This window comes from Reichenbachiella sp., assembly GCF_965233835.1.
Taxonomy (GTDB): Bacteria; Bacteroidota; Bacteroidia; order Cytophagales; family Cyclobacteriaceae; genus Reichenbachiella.
Genome location: NZ_OZ247585.1, coordinates 2,704,086 through 2,720,492 on the forward strand (window position 1 = coordinate 2,704,086; position 16,407 = coordinate 2,720,492).

General features: G+C 39.6%; 14 protein-coding genes. 4 read left to right on the forward strand and 10 right to left on the reverse strand.

Going from position 1 to position 16,407, the window contains the following annotated elements; all coding sequences use genetic code 11:
• Window position 1: 1 nt before the first annotated feature.
• Genes ACO6S2_RS11525 through hisS form a run of 4 tightly spaced genes read right to left on the reverse strand, consistent with a single transcriptional unit; the run spans window position 2 to window position 4,695 of the window.
• On the reverse strand, window positions 2–1,018 hold the full coding sequence (locus tag ACO6S2_RS11525) for a glycosyltransferase family 2 protein (protein WP_422358702.1): 1,017 nt from the start codon (window positions 1,016–1,018) through the stop codon (window positions 2–4).
• Complete coding sequence (locus ACO6S2_RS11530; RefSeq protein WP_422358703.1) at window positions 1,011–1,349, reverse strand: YbaB/EbfC family nucleoid-associated protein; 339 nt, start codon at window positions 1,347–1,349, stop codon at window positions 1,011–1,013. The genes ACO6S2_RS11525 and ACO6S2_RS11530 overlap by 8 nt, the downstream gene beginning before the upstream one ends.
• 4 nt (window positions 1,350–1,353) lie before the next feature.
• Window positions 1,354–3,279, reverse strand: a complete 1,926-nt coding sequence (locus tag ACO6S2_RS11535; RefSeq protein ID WP_422358704.1) for a gliding motility-associated C-terminal domain-containing protein — start codon at window positions 3,277–3,279, stop codon at window positions 1,354–1,356.
• A gap of 45 nt (window positions 3,280–3,324) precedes the next feature.
• On the reverse strand, window positions 3,325–4,695 hold the full coding sequence (hisS, locus tag ACO6S2_RS11540; protein WP_422358705.1) for a histidine--tRNA ligase: 1,371 nt from the start codon (window positions 4,693–4,695) through the stop codon (window positions 3,325–3,327).
• Between the two features lie 136 nt (window positions 4,696–4,831).
• On the opposite strand from hisS, the gene ACO6S2_RS11545 reads away from it, so the two are divergent.
• The gene (locus tag ACO6S2_RS11545) at window positions 4,832–6,022 is read left to right on the forward strand and encodes an NlpC/P60 family protein (protein WP_422358706.1); all 1,191 of its coding nucleotides are present in this window, start codon (window positions 4,832–4,834) and stop codon (window positions 6,020–6,022) included.
• Here ACO6S2_RS11545 and ACO6S2_RS11550 read toward each other — a convergent pair.
• From ACO6S2_RS11550 to ACO6S2_RS11565, 4 genes are read right to left on the reverse strand one after another with little or no spacing between them, the layout of a single operon-like run.
• Window positions 6,006–6,542, reverse strand: coding sequence for a DUF4136 domain-containing protein (locus ACO6S2_RS11550; RefSeq protein WP_422358707.1), 537 nt, complete (start codon window positions 6,540–6,542; stop codon window positions 6,006–6,008). The two genes, ACO6S2_RS11545 and ACO6S2_RS11550, sit on opposite strands and share 17 nt — an antisense overlap.
• A gap of 7 nt (window positions 6,543–6,549) precedes the next feature.
• Window positions 6,550–8,226, reverse strand: a complete 1,677-nt coding sequence (gene menD, locus ACO6S2_RS11555; protein ID WP_422358708.1) for a 2-succinyl-5-enolpyruvyl-6-hydroxy-3-cyclohexene-1-carboxylic-acid synthase — start codon at window positions 8,224–8,226, stop codon at window positions 6,550–6,552.
• 3 nt (window positions 8,227–8,229) lie between these two features.
• On the reverse strand, window positions 8,230–9,447 hold the full coding sequence (locus ACO6S2_RS11560; RefSeq protein WP_422358709.1) for a chorismate-binding protein: 1,218 nt from the start codon (window positions 9,445–9,447) through the stop codon (window positions 8,230–8,232).
• Window positions 9,447–9,812: a hotdog fold thioesterase gene (locus ACO6S2_RS11565; RefSeq protein WP_422358710.1), complete on the reverse strand. Its 366-nt coding sequence runs from the start codon at window positions 9,810–9,812 to the stop codon at window positions 9,447–9,449. Before ACO6S2_RS11565 ends, ACO6S2_RS11560 begins: the two co-directional genes overlap by 1 nt.
• A 110-nt stretch (window positions 9,813–9,922) precedes the next feature.
• On the opposite strand from ACO6S2_RS11565, the gene ACO6S2_RS11570 reads away from it, so the two are divergent.
• From ACO6S2_RS11570 to ACO6S2_RS11580, 3 genes are all read left to right on the forward strand, one after another.
• Window positions 9,923–10,540 carry a histidine phosphatase family protein gene (locus tag ACO6S2_RS11570; RefSeq protein WP_422358711.1) on the forward strand — a complete coding sequence of 206 codons (618 nt, stop codon included), beginning with the start codon at window positions 9,923–9,925 and terminating at the stop codon, window positions 10,538–10,540.
• A 220-nt stretch (window positions 10,541–10,760) separates the two neighbouring features.
• Complete coding sequence (locus ACO6S2_RS11575) at window positions 10,761–10,937, forward strand: hypothetical protein (protein WP_422358712.1); 177 nt, start codon at window positions 10,761–10,763, stop codon at window positions 10,935–10,937.
• Between the two features lie 81 nt (window positions 10,938–11,018).
• Entirely contained in the window at window positions 11,019–13,343 is a 2,325-nt protein-coding gene (locus ACO6S2_RS11580) for a PAS domain S-box protein (RefSeq protein WP_422358713.1), read from the forward strand.
• Here ACO6S2_RS11580 and ACO6S2_RS11585 read toward each other — a convergent pair.
• Both ACO6S2_RS11585 and ACO6S2_RS11590 read right to left on the reverse strand, forming a co-directional pair.
• The gene (locus ACO6S2_RS11585) at window positions 13,340–15,544 is read right to left on the reverse strand and encodes a B12-binding domain-containing radical SAM protein (protein ID WP_422358714.1); all 2,205 of its coding nucleotides are present in this window, start codon (window positions 15,542–15,544) and stop codon (window positions 13,340–13,342) included. The two genes, ACO6S2_RS11580 and ACO6S2_RS11585, sit on opposite strands and share 4 nt — an antisense overlap.
• 104 nt (window positions 15,545–15,648) lie before the next feature.
• Window positions 15,649–16,098, reverse strand: coding sequence for a hypothetical protein (locus tag ACO6S2_RS11590; RefSeq protein ID WP_422358715.1), 450 nt, complete (start codon window positions 16,096–16,098; stop codon window positions 15,649–15,651).
• Window positions 16,099–16,407: the final 309 nt, after the last annotated feature.

Sequence of the window (16,407 nt, forward strand, 5' to 3'; positions counted from 1 at the left end):
TTTATGACTTTTGATGGAGGTCGTGGTAAGTTTTTCGACCTTTTATGAAATATTGATACGGCAAAAGAAACTGTGAGTTTCGAATAGATGTTGATGGGCTTAAATGTACCTGCCTTCTCTTTTTTAAATTTTTGGGCAACAACTTTAAAAAATCAATATGTGCCCGAAGCACTGCCCACCCATGCCCCCAGGATTGTCCTAATCCAAGTTTGAAAGCTGCAGCCATATCCAATCCCCATTTCAATGGAAGTTTCCAAAACAAGTTAAAGGCGTTCTCATTTTTGAAAAGCAATGAGAGGTTGTTGCGAAAGTTGAGGTATGTCTTTCGTGGATTTAGTTTGTTCAAGGTACCACCACCGACATGGTAAACTTTGCTTTCCGGAACACAGAAAAGTGATTTGCCCATCAGACGCATACGCCAGCAAAGGTCTATCTCTTCCATGTGTGCGAAAAAGTCCGTATCAAAACCACCAGCACTTTTGAAGTCAGCAGTTCGTACGAACATACATGCCCCTGTAGCCCAATCCAATTGTTTGATTTGGTCATATTGACCTTGATCTTCTTCTAGGGTATCAAACACTCGCCCTCGGCAATAGGGAAAACCCATGAAGTCTAAAAAACCTCCAGCAGCCCCTGCATATTCGAATTTACTTTTCTGATTGAAATCAAGAATTTTGGGCTGGCAAGCTGCTACATGAGGATGCTTATCCATATAGTCAATTATTGGCTCTATCCAATTTGGGGTGACCTCAATGTCGGAATTAAGCAATACAGAATATTCATTGTCTAGTTGATCCAACGCCTCATTATAGCCACCAGTAAAGCCAAGGTTTTTCTCAAATTGAATAACCCTTAGCTTAGGGTAATTCTCTTCTAGAAATGAAATAGAATCATCAGTCGAGGCATTATCCACCACAATAACTTCAGCTTCTTTACTATACTGAGTAACGGATGCTAAGAATTGCTCTAGGTATTGAACACCATTAAAGTTTAATATGACAACGGCTGTTTTAGCCATTAAACATACTACCTAGATCGAAACCTGGGATATTCGGCATGATACCCTGTGTTTGTTTTTGCATGTGCTCTTTTGCTAGTATATCGGCTTCTTCCATTGCCTTATTAATAGCCGCAACGATCAAATCTTGTACAATATCTTTATCAGCAGTGTTGATCATTGAGTCATCTATTTCAACTTTGATCACTTTCTTTTGGCCGTTGACTGTAGCCTTTACAAGCCCAGCTCCAGATTCGCCTTCAACTTCAATTTGGGATAGGGCAGCTTGAGCTTCTTTCATTTTCTCTTGAACCTCCTTCACTTTGCCCATCATTTTCATCATATCAAACATATCGCTATCCTTTTCTCATCAGTAACATAGATCCTGATTGGTCATACTTTCTGCCTTCAGCATCTTCATAATAAATTTTGTATATGTAAGTTCCTTCTGGTGCATCGTTATCATTGATTTTCCCATCCCACCCATTGAAATTATCATTGGTTGAGAATATCAGCACACCCCACCGGCTGTACACTTCCATTTCAAAGTTAAATACTTTAGGCCCTTTAGCTACAAACCGGTCATTTAAGCCATCGTCATCTGGGGTAAATACATTAGGCAAAAACATGGTGGTGCTCAATTCTGTAAGGACAATATTTGAGTAGGTGAATAGAGGAGTTGCATCCAGAGACTCAGCTCTTACTCTAATCAACTTATCTTCAGAATCATTAGGTGAAAAAGTAACTGATTTTTCGCGTCCGCTCAATACATCAAATTCTTCCAAAACCACACCAGTTTCATCAATTCGCTCAATAGTATAATTGCGTATACCATTGTCCCAGGTCTCGTATTTGCTCCAATTGAAGTTTACCTCTTTGCCTCTTACATCTCCCTGCTCAATGATCATGGGGACGGTAGCCGGCGATGGAGTGGCAAGGTTACCACAATCATCATCATATCGAATCCTGTAGGCATGTTTTCCTATGAAGTTAGCCTCGGTATCTATATATGTGGTGTCATCAGAAGCATCATAGTATTTCCATGCACGATCTCTAATGTTTCGTTCAATAATATACCTTCTAAATGGAATTTCTCCTGTATCGGGTGGTCCCCAGGTTAACTCTACATCATTGTCAATATTTACAGTGGAAGCGGGATTACCTACTGCTGGAAGTTCTGCGGATTTGTTGGCAATGACTGCAGTGTCCACCGATACGGATGAACCCGATTGGAAGATAGGCTGTACATTGTATACGTATTCTTTGTTACAAATCACTTCGCTGTCATCATAACTTACAATGGAGGAGTTGGTGATGTTGGATAACAAATCTCCGTCTCTAATGATATTATAGGAAATGGCTTCAACGGTATCAGTTTGCCAGGTAATCGTGTTGGCTGTTTCTGTACCCTCCACATCAAAATAGACAGAACAGATGATATCGGAGAGTAAACTAAGTTCATTACAGGCATCGTAGGTGTTGATGCGGTAGCAGTAAAATTCACTCATTGTGTTGAGGTTAGTTTCAACATCAGTTGCTCCTGTGACCAATTTTGTAAATTCAAAGTTTTCCGTGCCATCCGTTGAGCGTTCAAGGTTGTAAATAATATCATCACCAAGCGTAAACCCTAATTGTATTTCCCCATTAGAGGCCTCATCAGTGGTTTCTACTGATGTGAGTACTGGACTGACAATTGAATTGATACTATTGAAGGCTTTATTATCTGTGCCGCAACTTGCATTGTTTCCACCACTAAAACGTCCGGAAACATCAATTCTATAATTCCCTTGAACACCATAGTTATAGGCAGAGGTGAATGACAGCGGTGCAATTTCTTCATTGTCTGTACCTGTAAATTCGACAAAGTAACTGTCATAATAATCATCTTCTACTTCCACACGAACATTATGAGAGGCACAGTTGTGAATCGTGAATTGGGGTAACTGAGGCTCCAATACTTCTACACGAATTGAATCTTTTTTTTCTCCACCTGTATCGGCATCACCGTTGGAGACAAGCATGGTAACGTAGTACTCCCCAGGAGTTGTATAGGTATAATTCCCAGAGGCATCTCCCGTTACGTTGATATCAAACCCTTCGTACCAAAACTGAGCGTCTGTCCAGGCTGGCACATTCGCATTGACTGACACGTTTATGGTCATTCCTGTACATCCTTTTACATAATCAATATCAAACCTGCCCAATAAGCTGGTGTGTTGTGCTATGGATAGCTGAGTGCTAAAGCACAGGAATGAAAGAAGGATATATTGATAATATCTCAAGGGCAATTAACCAGGTCTGTTTGATTGTGTATAAAGATGATCAATCTAGTGACTATTCTTGATTTTAGAAATAAGATCATCGATTTTGTAGGCGGCTTGCTCACCTTCGACCATATTTTTCAAGGCATAGTTTCCAGATGCTATCTCATCTTCACCTATCATCACAACGTAAGGAATGTTCAGATTATTAGCATATGACATTTGTTTCTTCATTTTCGCAGGGTCCGGATACATTTCTGCTCTAACTCCATTTTGGCGCAGACGCTGGAGCAAGGCTATTCCTTTCTCAGTCATTTCTTCTCCGAAATTGACAATCATCACCTGAACCTGAGTGGATGTAGAATCCGGATAGAGATCCAATTCTTCCAGTACATCATAAATTCGGTCGACACCGAACGAAATACCAACTCCAGAAACATCTTTAAGCCCAAAGACGCCCGTAAGATTATCATATCGACCTCCGCCTGTAATGCTACCAATTTTTACTCCATTGGCTTTTACTTCAAAAATGGTCCCTGTGTAGTAGGAGAGTCCTCGAGCCAAAGTAAGGTCCAGTTCCAGATGATCATTTTCTAAATCGTAAGCTTGAAGATAATTCAAGATTTCTTCGGTTTCGCTCACACCCTTCAGTCCAATTTCACTTGTGTTGAAGTAGTCTTTTAGGAAAACTAACTTCTCGCTTATAGACCCTTCAAATTCAAAAATGGGTTTAAGTAAATTGATATTATCTTGAGTGAACCCTTTTTGTCGCAATTCCTCGTTGACCTTGTCTAGACCTATTTTATCGAGCTTGTCAATAGCCACACAGAATTCTGCTTCCTTACCTTCAGCGCCTATCGCTTCGGTAATACCTACCAGAATTTTCCTGTTATTCAGCTTAATTGTGAAATCAGGTAGTCTCAGGCTGGTGAACACCTCATTGATCATGGCTATGATTTCTGCCTCGCAAAGCAATGAGTCCGTGCCGACTACATCAGCATCGCATTGATAAAACTCTCTGTACCTACCTTTTTGTGGCCGGTCTGCTCGCCAAACGGGTTGTATCTGATATCTTTTGAATGGAAATGAGATTTCATTTCTGTGCATCACAACATATCGCGCGAATGGCACGGTCAAATCATATCTCAATCCCTTTTCAGAAATTTTAGGCAGCATGATTTTGCTGCCAGATCCGTAGTCTTCCGATTGGGTTTTAGATAGAAAATCTCCAGAATTCAATACTTTGAAAAGTAACTGATCTCCTTCGTCTCCATACTTGCCAGTCAATACCGATAAGTTTTCCATGGTTGGAGTTTCCAATTGAGCAAAGCCATAGCGCTCATATACTCCTCTAATGGTATTGAAAATATAGTTTCTTTTGGCCATCTGTAGTGGACCAAAATCTCGTGTTCCTCTTGGTATAGAAGGCTTCTGCATTTGATTTTCTTTGTTCGCAGCAAAACTAAGAATCGACTCTCTTCAAAGCAATCTGATTCCTCTATTTATTATTTTTTGAATAATTACTCAATAGATAAATTTTGTAGATTAGCGTCTTATTAAAATCCGTATAAAAATGACTCATCGCATTTTCATTTTGATATCAATAATATGGTTCAGCTTTGCCTGTGAGCAAGGAGATAGCAATGTTAATCTTGAAAGAGCAATAGCTATTAGGGATAGTCTGAAGTCCCAATATGTGCCTGATAGCAGAGTAGCATTATTTAGCATTGAAATTAGTGATGAAAATGGATTGGTGAAGGTCTCAGGAGATACTGATCAGTCCTATGCACTGGCTACTTTAATGAACAAGTTTTTAGCAGAAGGAATGCGAATTAAAGATGAGGTTTCACTACTTCCAGATTCTTCAACCTTAAAGTATAAATATGCTTTGGTTAACAACTCTGTAGCAAATCTGAGAAGCAAACCTAAGCACTCTGCTGAACTGGCTACCCAAGCCATATTGGGTACAGTATTGAAAGTACTAAAAATCACAGATGAATGGTATCTGGTTCAAACCCCTGATGATTACATTGCTTGGGTCGATCATGGTGGCGTTGAGCTAAAAACCAAATTTCAAATTGAAAACTGGCATAAAAGGGATAAAGTAATTGTTACTAAATCGTTCAGCCAGGTCTTTAAAAATGAAAAATTGACGTCTGTTGTTGCTGATGTTGTACTTGGTAGTGTATTGGAGGGAGTGAATATAAAAAATGGGGTGACCACAGTAGAATTTCCTGACGGGCGTAGGGGATATATAGCAACTTCTCATGTCAATGATTTTCAAACTTGGTTAGATAATAGGAAGCCTTCTGAAACATTGATAGAATACTACGCACGTTCGTTAATGGGTTCGCCATATCTCTGGGGAGGAACTTCCGCAAAAGGCATGGATTGCAGCGGTTTTACCAAAACGGTTTACTTTATGAATGGATTGATCATTCCACGAGATGCGTCTCAGCAAGTTAACGCCGGAATTGTGGTGGATGAAAACAACACTTTTGAAGGATTGAAGAAGGGAGATCTTTTGTTTTTTGGCAAACCGGCTACTGAATCCACTAAACAAAAGACTACTCACGTAGGTATTTGGCTGGGAAATAATGAATTTATTCATGCATCCAAGAGAGTGAGAATAAGTTCAATAGATCCTAACAATCCTAATTATGACGAGTTTAATAAAAACAGATATCTGGGAAGTAGAAGGTATCTGAGAAACAAGGAAGGAAATGTATTGGAGGTAAGCTCGGCTTTTACTCTTCAGGAATAAGCTTGTCATTTGACCCTGCCTCATAAGGGTAAGACTCAAATATTCTGTTTATGGCTTCCAGTAAGGTGAGTTTGGCTTCGCCTTTCATAGTGTATTTTAGGTCTAAGCTACCCTGCCAAACGAGCTTCTTTTGTTTTCGATCACGAAGTTCTATGAGTACAATCCCCTGTGTGTACTTTTTGGTAGTGGGGGGAATGTAGTAGTTATACCCGTAAGGGTCATAATTTCTGTTGTCGGTTTCTGTGGCTGTGGTTGATACTATTTCATATCTCGCAATAAGGTCGGGGCGATCAGCAGCTTGGTACCCTTTGGCAGCCATGTTTTGTTTTATTCCATTTTCAATCTCATCATAAAAAGCCATGCCCTCAGCAGCAAAGGATTTGTCGTCGCTTTTATAATTAATCAATCGATAACTATGGTATTGGCTATAGTCCAATTCGCTATTCAGAAACTTGACCACTTTTGGCGGCGCACAAGTTTGAAAAAGAAATAAAATGACGAGCCAATTAGTTAATCTCATGTTAACATTATTTATTTAAAATGGTCCTGAACAATTCTTTATAGGCACTCTTGCTTTCTTCAGCGTTAGTGAATATTTCCAGAATTTTTCGTTTCCCTGTACTGACGAAAGAGGTAAGGTTTTGTTCCAATTCTTTAGTCGTTTGGCAAGCAAAGTATTCAAATCCAAATTCATTGGCCACATGACTAGCATCTTTTTGTTGACGTGTTTCAAAAAACTCTTCGAGTTCTGGTTGCTTGGAAGGTCCATCTATCATTCGGAAAATACCTCCGCCATGATTATTGAATACCACAATACTCAAATTGTCTGGTAAATGATTGTGCCAAAAGGCATTCCTATCATAAAGAAAAGCCATATCTCCTGTGAGTAGGAACGTTGGTCTATTCGTCATTACAGCTGTTCCCACGGCAGTGCTGTTTGAGCCATCAATGCCGCTTGTGCCTCTATTGCAGTACACTTCAATGCTCTTATTTTTATTCAAACCAATCACATTAGCATATCTCACTGCCATGCTATTAGCCAAATGAAGGTCAGATCCAGACGGGATGGTGTCTAACACTTTTTTGTAGCAATTAAAATCTGAAAATTCATCTGAATTGAATTGCCTGATATGTTTTGTGGTGGTGGTATCTGCTCCTTGCCAAGCGCTTTTAAACTCACTTTGTGTATTGCTGGCAGCTAGTGTTTTTATTAGTTCATTCAAGAACTCAATTTCTGTAACAGAAAAATGCTTAGATAAAGAAAGGTAGGTGTCTGGTGCTTGAGCCTCCTTGCGAGCATGCCAGTGTGCTTTTGGTTTGCATTCGCGTAAGTAAAGTTTCAGATTTTTACTAATCACTGACATACCCAGAGTAATTAACAGGTCTGGTTGAAGGTCTTTGTTTTTTGAGCCTTTTAGAAATACATCTTGACTGGTAATGCCCCCCTCTAATTGATGAACATTGGAAATAATGTCAGCGACAACAGGAATGCCGTACTCTTCCGATATTGAGGAGACCAAATCTTGAAGCTTTTCATCTCTTGCTGATTGGCCCATGACAATAAGAATGCGGCTGAAGCCTGAAATTTCTTCCAATTCTTTTCTCCAATTTTCAGTGGTTGACTGGTCAGGTTCAAAAACAGGCAATTGCTTAGAGAATGTATAGGTCTGATCCGAGGTAGGATAAAATGGCTCTCTAAAAGGAATATTAATGTGGACTGGTCCCATTTCAACATTGAGACAGGCATTGATGGCCTCGTTAATTATCCTAGACCCTAGCTGGGCGCTTTTCTCATCATTCTCTAATGATGGAAAGACAAAAGATTCTTTGACGTGCTTGCCAAATAGCTGCTGTTGATAAATGGTTTGTCCGTCCCGTTGTCCAATCCATTCGGGCGGACGATCTGCTGAAAGAATCAACAAAGGCACTTGATTGAAGAAGGCTTCAGCGACCGCTGGAGCGTAGTTGAGCGCTGCAGAACCAGATGTGCATATTAAGACGGTTGGTAGGTTAGTTTTAAGGCTCATACCTAGCGCAATGAAGGCCGCTGATCGTTCATCAGGGACACTAAGACATTTGATCTCGGGGTGTCTGGCAAAGGCAATAGTTAAGGCCGCATTTCTTGAGCCCGGAGAAATGACAGCTTGCTTGATTCCTTTCAAATGACAAATCTGTACTAAGTCAAAGACGGGTTGAAGATTCATGCTTTAGGCTTGAATAACATTTAGCAGCGTTTGAAACTTAATTTCTGTTTCGGTCCATTCTTTTTCAGGATCACTGTCTTCAGTAACTCCAGCACCTGCAAACAAAATGAGATCGTTTTTATAAATTTTTGAACACCTTAGGTTCACATAAAGGGAAGTTCGACCATCATAGTTGACAGGACCAAGATATCCACTGTAATATTCCCTATCATATGCTTCATTTTCTTGTAGAAACTTGGCGGCGGGTATCATAGGCATCCCACATACCGCAGAAGTGGGGTGTAATAAGTTCAGCATCACAGTTCCCAATTGAGGAAAGTTTACCTCCCTCATATTCACTTTGAAAGAAGTCTTTAGGTGTATAAGGTTTCCCGCTTTAACTGTTTTTGGACCATATTCGTCAAATTCACGAAGTCTTATTTTCTTGAAGCAATTCACGATATATCTACTTACCAGTGCTTGTTCTTCAATTTCTTTTTGTGTCCAGCTGACCTGAGCTAATTCGAAACCCGGTCTGATTTCTTGGGTACCTGCTAGTGATATGGTTTCAAAATTTTGTTCTTCGTCAACCGAGATCAAAAGTTCAGGCGTCGCACCTAGCCAAAGACCCTGATTGGGTAAATATACTAGTGAAACAAAAGCATTTTCATATGCTTCACAGAGCTTGGCCAATTCTTTGACAGGATGAAAATTCTTTTCAGTTCTGAATTTTTCTCTTCTGGATGGAACAATTTTTTGATAGTACCCTTCATTGATTGAGTCTTTGCATTTCTGGACTAATTCGAGAAAGGATTCTTTGGATGTCTTGAATGAAGCTGGTGTATCTAAAAAATCTCTATAGTCGAAGGAATTATCTTCATGAACCAACGAGAACTGCTGAACGAAATTCTCAAATCTACCTTCTTTGTCTTTAAAACCTGGGCTCAACAATATCTCATTAAGGTCACTATCAAGCAGCACATCAGACTTAATGAATTGAGAGTCATGATTGTCAGAAGATTCAAAAGGGCTTACCATAAAACCAGTAGGCGAGTTCTCAATTTCTTCTGGTACATCGTTGTCCTGATCAAGCTGCAAAGTAGAGTGGATAATCGTCTCTCTTGGGTTTCTCCAAATGGCAAACGGTAGATCCATCTTAATACCTGTACTAAAAAAACTTTGTAGCTTTTCGTAGAATGCAGTAGTAGGCGTGGTTTGAGTAGATTGTTTGCTTGCTTCCATTATTTCTTATCAATCACAGCCATAGTTATTCTGCTCACGCATACGAGTTGATTTTCTTCATTGGTGATTTTAATTTCCCACACCTGTGTTTTTTTTCCAACATGCAGTGGACGAGCGGTGCCTTCCACCAGCCCTTCTTTTACGGATTTAATATGGTTGGCGTTTATGTCGAGCCCTACGCAGTATTTTTCATTAGGGTCTACTGTCATGGTAGCAGCTATGCTCCCTAGCGTTTCAGCTAAGACTACAGAAGCCCCTCCGTGAAGCATTCTAAGAGGTTGAACCGTTCGACTATCTACCGGCATGGTTGCTTTTACATAATTCTCTCCGATTTCGGTGAATGCTATACCAATGTGGTCTGTCATTGTGTTTTTTGAGAAGGCATTGATACCTTCGAGGGTAAACGAGGGGAGGAACATATTTTCTTTCTATTAGTGGGTTATATTCACCTGATACAAACAAAAAGACAATTCGCTTGAAAACCAAAAATATATACATCATCCGGCATGGACAGACGGATTTCAATCTTGAAAACAAAGTGCAGGGCCGGGGCATTGATTCATCTATTAATGCTACAGGAAGAAAACAGGCTCAGGGATTTTACGAATATTATAAGCAAGTGCCTTTCGATAAAATTTACGTCTCAGCATTGAAACGAACCAAAGAATCGGTTCAACAATTTATTGATCTGGGTATTCCATATGAATCACTTGACGGATTAGACGAAATAAGTTGGGGTAAGCATGAGGGGCAGGCCTATGACCCTGAGATGCATAAAATTTACTTGGATACGATTGCCGCTTGGGCTGACGGAAAGCTTGACATTGCCGTGGGTGGAGGTGAAACTCCCTTGGATGTAGTAAAAAGACAGAGGGCCGCTATGGAATACATTTCTACCAAGGATTCAGAAGAAAACATTTTGATTGCTACGCATGGGCGCGCCATGCGTATGTTGGTGTGTTGGTTGATGAACTACCCACTAGAAAAAATGGACGTGTTTGAGCATGCAAACCTTTGTCTTTACCAACTGAAATATATAGAAGGCCAATATCGGATGGTCAAACATGGGAGTACTATACATTTACTTGACTAACCGACATATAATTGATTTACCGATTGTTCTTGTCTCTAAGATTGATTAACTTAAATGTCCGAAGCCGTCGTTGAACGGTTGGCACGGCATAGTAAGCGAGATTTAATCCATCTTTAAAAATGCTAACTCAGCCCAAAACCCGGTGAAGCCGGGTTTTGGTTTATTACCATCCTCCTGTATCCCAGCTCTTTATTTGTTGTATTGACCTAAATTCATTGGAATGCCAGATTCAGAAGAAAAAAAGGAGAAGTTTGAAGTAATCAAACATAAAATTGACTCCTTGGTTATGGCTATGCGTGACTTATCAGAAGAGGACGTTAAAAAACTGTCTGTTAAAGATTTTCATGAGTTAGACAAGCATATTTTTGATATTCTCAAAATCATAGAACGCTACTGATTTTAGGCATTTGTTTCAACATTTCACCCAAACTTTATTGTCATTAAAAAGAAGGATTTAAAGCAAAAAGCTGAAGATAAGTTGAATGAACATTTAGCCTATAGATTCGCTATGGATGCTATGTCTGACGCGATTTATTTGACTGATAAGGAAGGTATAGTTACCTACGCCAATCAAGCCATGCTCAATCTATTCAATGTAGAACAAGATACTTTGCTCGGCAGCACATTGTCCGATAATGCTTCTGATTATAAGGATTTTGAATTGCTGGGGACTGAAGATCAAAAAGTATTATCCACTGAGCAACCTCAGGAGAATTTTTATGATTTTAGGAGCAAATCGTCATATAAAATTGATCAAACTCGGACTTCAAAGTCTCCCATTTTCGATAACAAGGGAAAATTGATTGGGGTCAGTGCACTCATTACCCCTATAGGAGAAAAGTATGTAAGTGCCAATTTGTTAGCGCGTGGTGTGAAGCACTATCAAAATATTCAGCAACTCACTTTATCCATTTCTAAACTGAACAGTGAGCAAGCCATTCTTTGGGAACTTGCTGAGGAATGTGCCAGGTTGTTGTCCCTGACTGATTGTGTAATTTATATCTACAATGAAAGCGACCAAAGACTTGCGCAAAAAGCCGCTTATGGAGCAAAAGGAAAGGAGGGAGTCATATTATCTCCAATTTGCCTGAAAATCGGAGAGGGAATAGTTGGGAAATGTGCCAAACTGAAGAAAACTATATTGGTAGATGACTTGACGAAGAATAAGGATTATGTAGAAGATGCCTATGTGGCGCTGAGCGAAATTAGCGTACCGATTCTATTTCAAGGTAAAGTGATTGGAGTGATTGACAGTGAGTCCCCAGAATTTGGTTTTTATAATATCAAACACAAAGATTTTCTTGAAGCCATAGCCGGTATTGCTGCATTGAAAATTTCTGAGTTGAGAAACCTAAAGGATGTCAGTGAAAAGGAGCAATACCTCAATCAGATTCTAGAAAGCCCTAAAGATTTAATGGCCTACTCTATAGATAATGATTTCTGTTATAGATCATTCAATAAAAATCATGCAAGGATCATTAAAGATGATTTTGGGGTTGATATAGAAATTGGTATGAATGTGCTGGATTTTGTTGATGATAAGGCAGAAAGGGAAGAGTATCAGATGAGTTTTGAAATGGCATTGAAAGGTTCTGATTTTGCCATTTTGGAAAAATATAAGAACAAAAAAGATGGCTCCATCAGCTACCTGGATAAGTTTTATTCCCCATTATATTCTATCGATGGCGAGATACTAGGAGTCACTGCTTTTATCCGAGATATCACGGATGAAAAGATGGTTTCAATGAAGTTGGAAGAACGCGAACGGCTCATTCAAACCATCAATGAAAACATAAAGGACGGGATTTTCAGATATAGTGTGAGTCGTGGCTTTTTGTATTCTAATAGTGCTTTGTTGGATTTGTTTGGGGTTGAGCCTCCCGGAGAGAAACTGGTCGATCTCCAAGATTTTCATGTTTTTAAGCACATGCATCTCAAGATTTATAATGAAATTTTGCAACAAGGTTCTGTAGAAAATAAAGAAGTGCACTTTAAGCGAACTGATGGAACAACGTTCTGGGGCTTATTGGATTGTACTTTGACCTTGGACGGTGAAGAGCAGTTGATTGATGGGGTCATCACTAATATCACGATACTCAAAGAAATGAGCCAGAATCTCATAAAAACTAATTCCGAGATGGATCAGTTGGTGTACAGAACCTCTCACGATCTGCGGGCGCCCATTGCCTCTCTGCTGGGATTAGAAAGTTTACTGGATGTCAGGGTGAAGGATGAGGAGCAGCGAGAACTTTTGGGGATAATGAAGGGGCAGCTCAAACAATTAGATAGCATCATATTGGATATCATCACCTACAGGAAGGTGGCCAAGTTAGGGTTGACGAAGGATGCGATTTCAGTGGAGGAGATGATCAACAGTATTCTGAAGGGTATGCAGTTTATGGAGAACTATGATCATGTAGAAAAGACAATCAAAATAGATGCTACTTCAGAATTTGTAAATGATAAACATAACCTACAGGTCATATTTAATAATCTTTTGTCCAACGCGATTAAATATTCTAAGAAGGATCAAGAAGGTTTTATAAATATCGTTGTGGATATTGATGAGGAGAAACTGGTAGTGGTAATAGAAGATAATGGTATTGGAATAGAGAAGGGATATCTAAGTAGGGTGTTCAATATGTTTTACCGAGCAACCAACTACGCGACTGGAACGGGGCTAGGATTGTTTATAGTAAAAGAAGCTGTGACTAAATTGGAAGGAGATATCAAGGTTGATTCAAAAGAAGGAGTAGGAAGTACCTTTGTTGTCTCAATACCTAATCTCATACAGGTTGATTAAGTAATTAAAAGTCCTGTTTTTCGCAGCACGTGCCAGCCTTGGGATTTGGTTAACACATCAAATTTTTCTGACCTGTTAGCTTCGAATGATTCACGAAATTTTGTAAGTGTGATAGGGCCACCAGTGTTTAAAGCTAAACTAGAAAACAGCTCTTCAAGAATTTTACCTTGAGATTTATTGAAGATTGCAGTTTCTGTAGTTTGATTGGTGTGAATTAGAAATTTGCACTTTTCCTGTGATCTTCCTTTTTGCTTTTTAGAATAGAAAGAAATCTGGGGGAAGGGCAAAACCCAGAGTAGTTTACTACTATCCGTAACTGGAGTTCCAGGATTGTTTTGTACGGCCATTTCAATTTCAAATGGAGATATGGTTGTTTCTGGAATTTCAAAATCAAACCAATCTTGCAATGGAAAATCAAAACAGGTACCATGCATGTAATTGAACAGAGATTTTCTAAGCCCCTCACTAAACATGGCATGCGCAGTACCTAGTGTATCTTCATGAGGGATGTCGTTGTGCGCAAAATTGCCAGCCTCTGCCAAAAGTGATTTCGCACCAAAAGTCTCAGGGTTCATGCCTACCGGACTATGTGCAGTCATAGCAAATTGATGCCAAAATCCTGATTGAATAACTCCCAACTGAAACAGCTGACGCACCATTTCAAGAGAATCGATCGTTTCCTGTTCCGTTTGTGTGGGGAATCCATACATCAAATAGGCATGTACCATGATGCCGCTGGCCGTGAAATTTTCTGTTACCTGAGCCACTTGTTCAACGGTCACACCTTTTTGAATCATTTCTAATAATCGATCCGAAGCTACTTCCAACCCACCTGAAACCGCAATGCAGCCCGAGGCTTTTAATAGTCTACACAAGTCTGGAGTAAATCTCTTTTCAAACCTTATGTTAGTCCACCAGGTAACCTTCATTTTCCTTCGAAGGATTTCAATAGCCACTTCTCTCATGAGCGCAGGTGGTGCGGCCTCATCTACAAAATGAAATCCAGTCTCACCTGTTTGTTTTATCTGCTCTGCCATACGATCACATAGGATAGAGGCACTTACCGGTTCATAGTTTTTGATATAATCTAAAGAGATGTCACAAAAGGTGCATTTTTTCCAATAGCAACCGTGCGCCATGGTGAGTTTGTTCCACCGGCCATCACTCCACAAGCGATGCATGGGGTTGGTGATTTCTATTACAGATAGATACTGGTCAAGTGGTAGTCCATCATAGTCAGGTGTTCCAGTTTCACTGAAAGGCACGTCACGCGCTTTAGAGCCATTAATGTATTTGACCTGACCAGCACTTAATAGGAGTGTTCTCTTTAGTGTTGAGACCTCTGACTTGTCCATCAGATGATCTAGCAAAACTTGAATAGGCTTTTCACCATCGTCTAAGGTGATATAGTCGATAAATTCAAAGAGACGGACATCTTTCAAAGATCTCAATTCAGTATTGGGGTATCCGCCGCCCATAGCAATTTTAATACACGGAAAGTGAGATTTAATGTATTGCCCACACCTTAATGCGCCATAAAGATTTCCGGGAAATGGAACTGACAAACAGACTAAGTCAGGGGACTGATCTTCAAGCTTTTGTTTGAGGCACTCGAATAGTATTTCATCCGTAAATGATGGTTCGCTACTCAAAGACTCGTAGAGTGGGTCAAATGACTCAGCAGAGAGACTCAGGCGTTCAGCATACCGACTAAATCCAAAGAATGGGTCAATCGTGTTTTTTATTAGATCAGCCAAGTCTTCAAGGTATAATGTGGCCAAATGTCTTGCCTTGTCTTGAATGCCCAGGTTACCAAAGGCCCAGTCCAGATCATCTAATTGCTCAAATCTTGAAGCTTCTGGCAAATAGTCTCTTTCAGCTATGGAGTAGGCGAGCGTTGGGTTTTTGTTCTGTAGAAAAGATATGACGGGCTCGACCGTGGCCAGGTATTCTTCCTGCAAAGAAAATATTCTTTGTTCATTGGCTTCAAGAGGCCCTTTAACATTAGAAATTGTTTTGAAAAGTCGAGCAAGGCCATTTTTTGTGAACAAAGTTAGAATAACCTCAATTCCCAGATCGACTTGTGCAGATTGAACATCGATCGTATTTAAATAGCCTTTGAGATAGGCGGTAGCAGGATAGGGGGTGTTGAGTTGTGTAAATGGGGGAGTGATTAGTAGTGTTTGAATTTCGGATGTCATCTTGGATGTAAAGTTCGCTATTGTCTTTGAATTACCACCATCATAAAACAAAAAGAGGGCAACTCAATGAGTCACCCTCTTTATTACCTGTTTAATTTTCTTTACTACTTCATGCTGAATGCAGGTTCGCAGTTGATTTTGGCAATACTTACTGCTTCAGGGGTATCTATCATTACCTCCAAGTTGTTTTTTACCACTACTATCTTGTCAAATTTTTCATTGACATAAGGAGAATGCAGATCTACATAGTGATATTCTGCATCCGAATTTTTTGGCACTTTAAAATCATGAACTTCTACAACACCCACCTGACGGTCATTTTTATCTACCAGATATAACGTGAGGTCGACTTTAAATAAGTCAAATTCTGTGCTGTTCTTCAATCGATAGGTCACCTCAAAATTATCCCATCCGTATTTCTCTACACGTTTGATTTTTTTTACGTCAATACTAACCCCTTGATTGATTTTATGCTGAGTGTAGGAATTGATTTTCTGAGCGGTCGCTGTGGCTCCTAGAGCGCTGACCAATAGTATGGCTACTAGTTTTTTCATCTGCTTAACATTTTTTATTTCAAAGGCCGACCCACCGATCGACACAAATTGCTGGCCTCCAATGAGACCTATTCATAACACATTTATAAAACTCAATAATGATACCATTATTATGTATTGAGCAGGATAATTAATAAACAACGATTCAATAGTTTACCCTCATTTGTTTTGATAAATATTGAAAACAAAAACTATTCTTTTGCTAAGTCAGTGATTTTTAATCAATACTTCAATTTTTTTCGATCAACACCAGAATTATGTATATGCCTAGTCTGTTATTAAATTCTGTCTATCTGATAATATTCCTTT

What these genes read in the sequence shown, in the direction of transcription:
- ACO6S2_RS11525 (WP_422358702.1), bottom strand. Translation starts at nt 1,018, where the DNA reads ATGGCTAAAACAGCCGTTGTCATATTAAACTTTAATGGTGTTCAATAC.
- ACO6S2_RS11530 (WP_422358703.1), bottom strand. Translation starts at nt 1,349, where the DNA reads ATGTTTGATATGATGAAAATGATGGGCAAAGTGAAGGAGGTTCAAGAG.
- ACO6S2_RS11560 (WP_422358709.1), bottom strand. Translation starts at nt 9,447, where the DNA reads ATGGAAGCAAGCAAACAATCTACTCAAACCACGCCTACTACTGCATTC.
- hisS (WP_422358705.1), bottom strand. Translation starts at nt 4,695, where the DNA reads ATGCAGAAGCCTTCTATACCAAGAGGAACACGAGATTTTGGTCCACTA.
- ACO6S2_RS11545 (WP_422358706.1), top strand. Translation starts at nt 4,832, where the DNA reads ATGACTCATCGCATTTTCATTTTGATATCAATAATATGGTTCAGCTTT.
- ACO6S2_RS11565 (WP_422358710.1), bottom strand. Translation starts at nt 9,812, where the DNA reads ATGACAGACCACATTGGTATAGCATTCACCGAAATCGGAGAGAATTAT.
- menD (WP_422358708.1), bottom strand. Translation starts at nt 8,226, where the DNA reads ATGAATCTTCAACCCGTCTTTGACTTAGTACAGATTTGTCATTTGAAA.
- ACO6S2_RS11550 (WP_422358707.1), bottom strand. Translation starts at nt 6,542, where the DNA reads ATGAGATTAACTAATTGGCTCGTCATTTTATTTCTTTTTCAAACTTGT.
- ACO6S2_RS11575 (WP_422358712.1), top strand. Translation starts at nt 10,761, where the DNA reads ATGCCAGATTCAGAAGAAAAAAAGGAGAAGTTTGAAGTAATCAAACAT.
- ACO6S2_RS11590 (WP_422358715.1), bottom strand. Translation starts at nt 16,098, where the DNA reads ATGAAAAAACTAGTAGCCATACTATTGGTCAGCGCTCTAGGAGCCACA.
- ACO6S2_RS11585 (WP_422358714.1), bottom strand. Translation starts at nt 15,544, where the DNA reads ATGACATCCGAAATTCAAACACTACTAATCACTCCCCCATTTACACAA.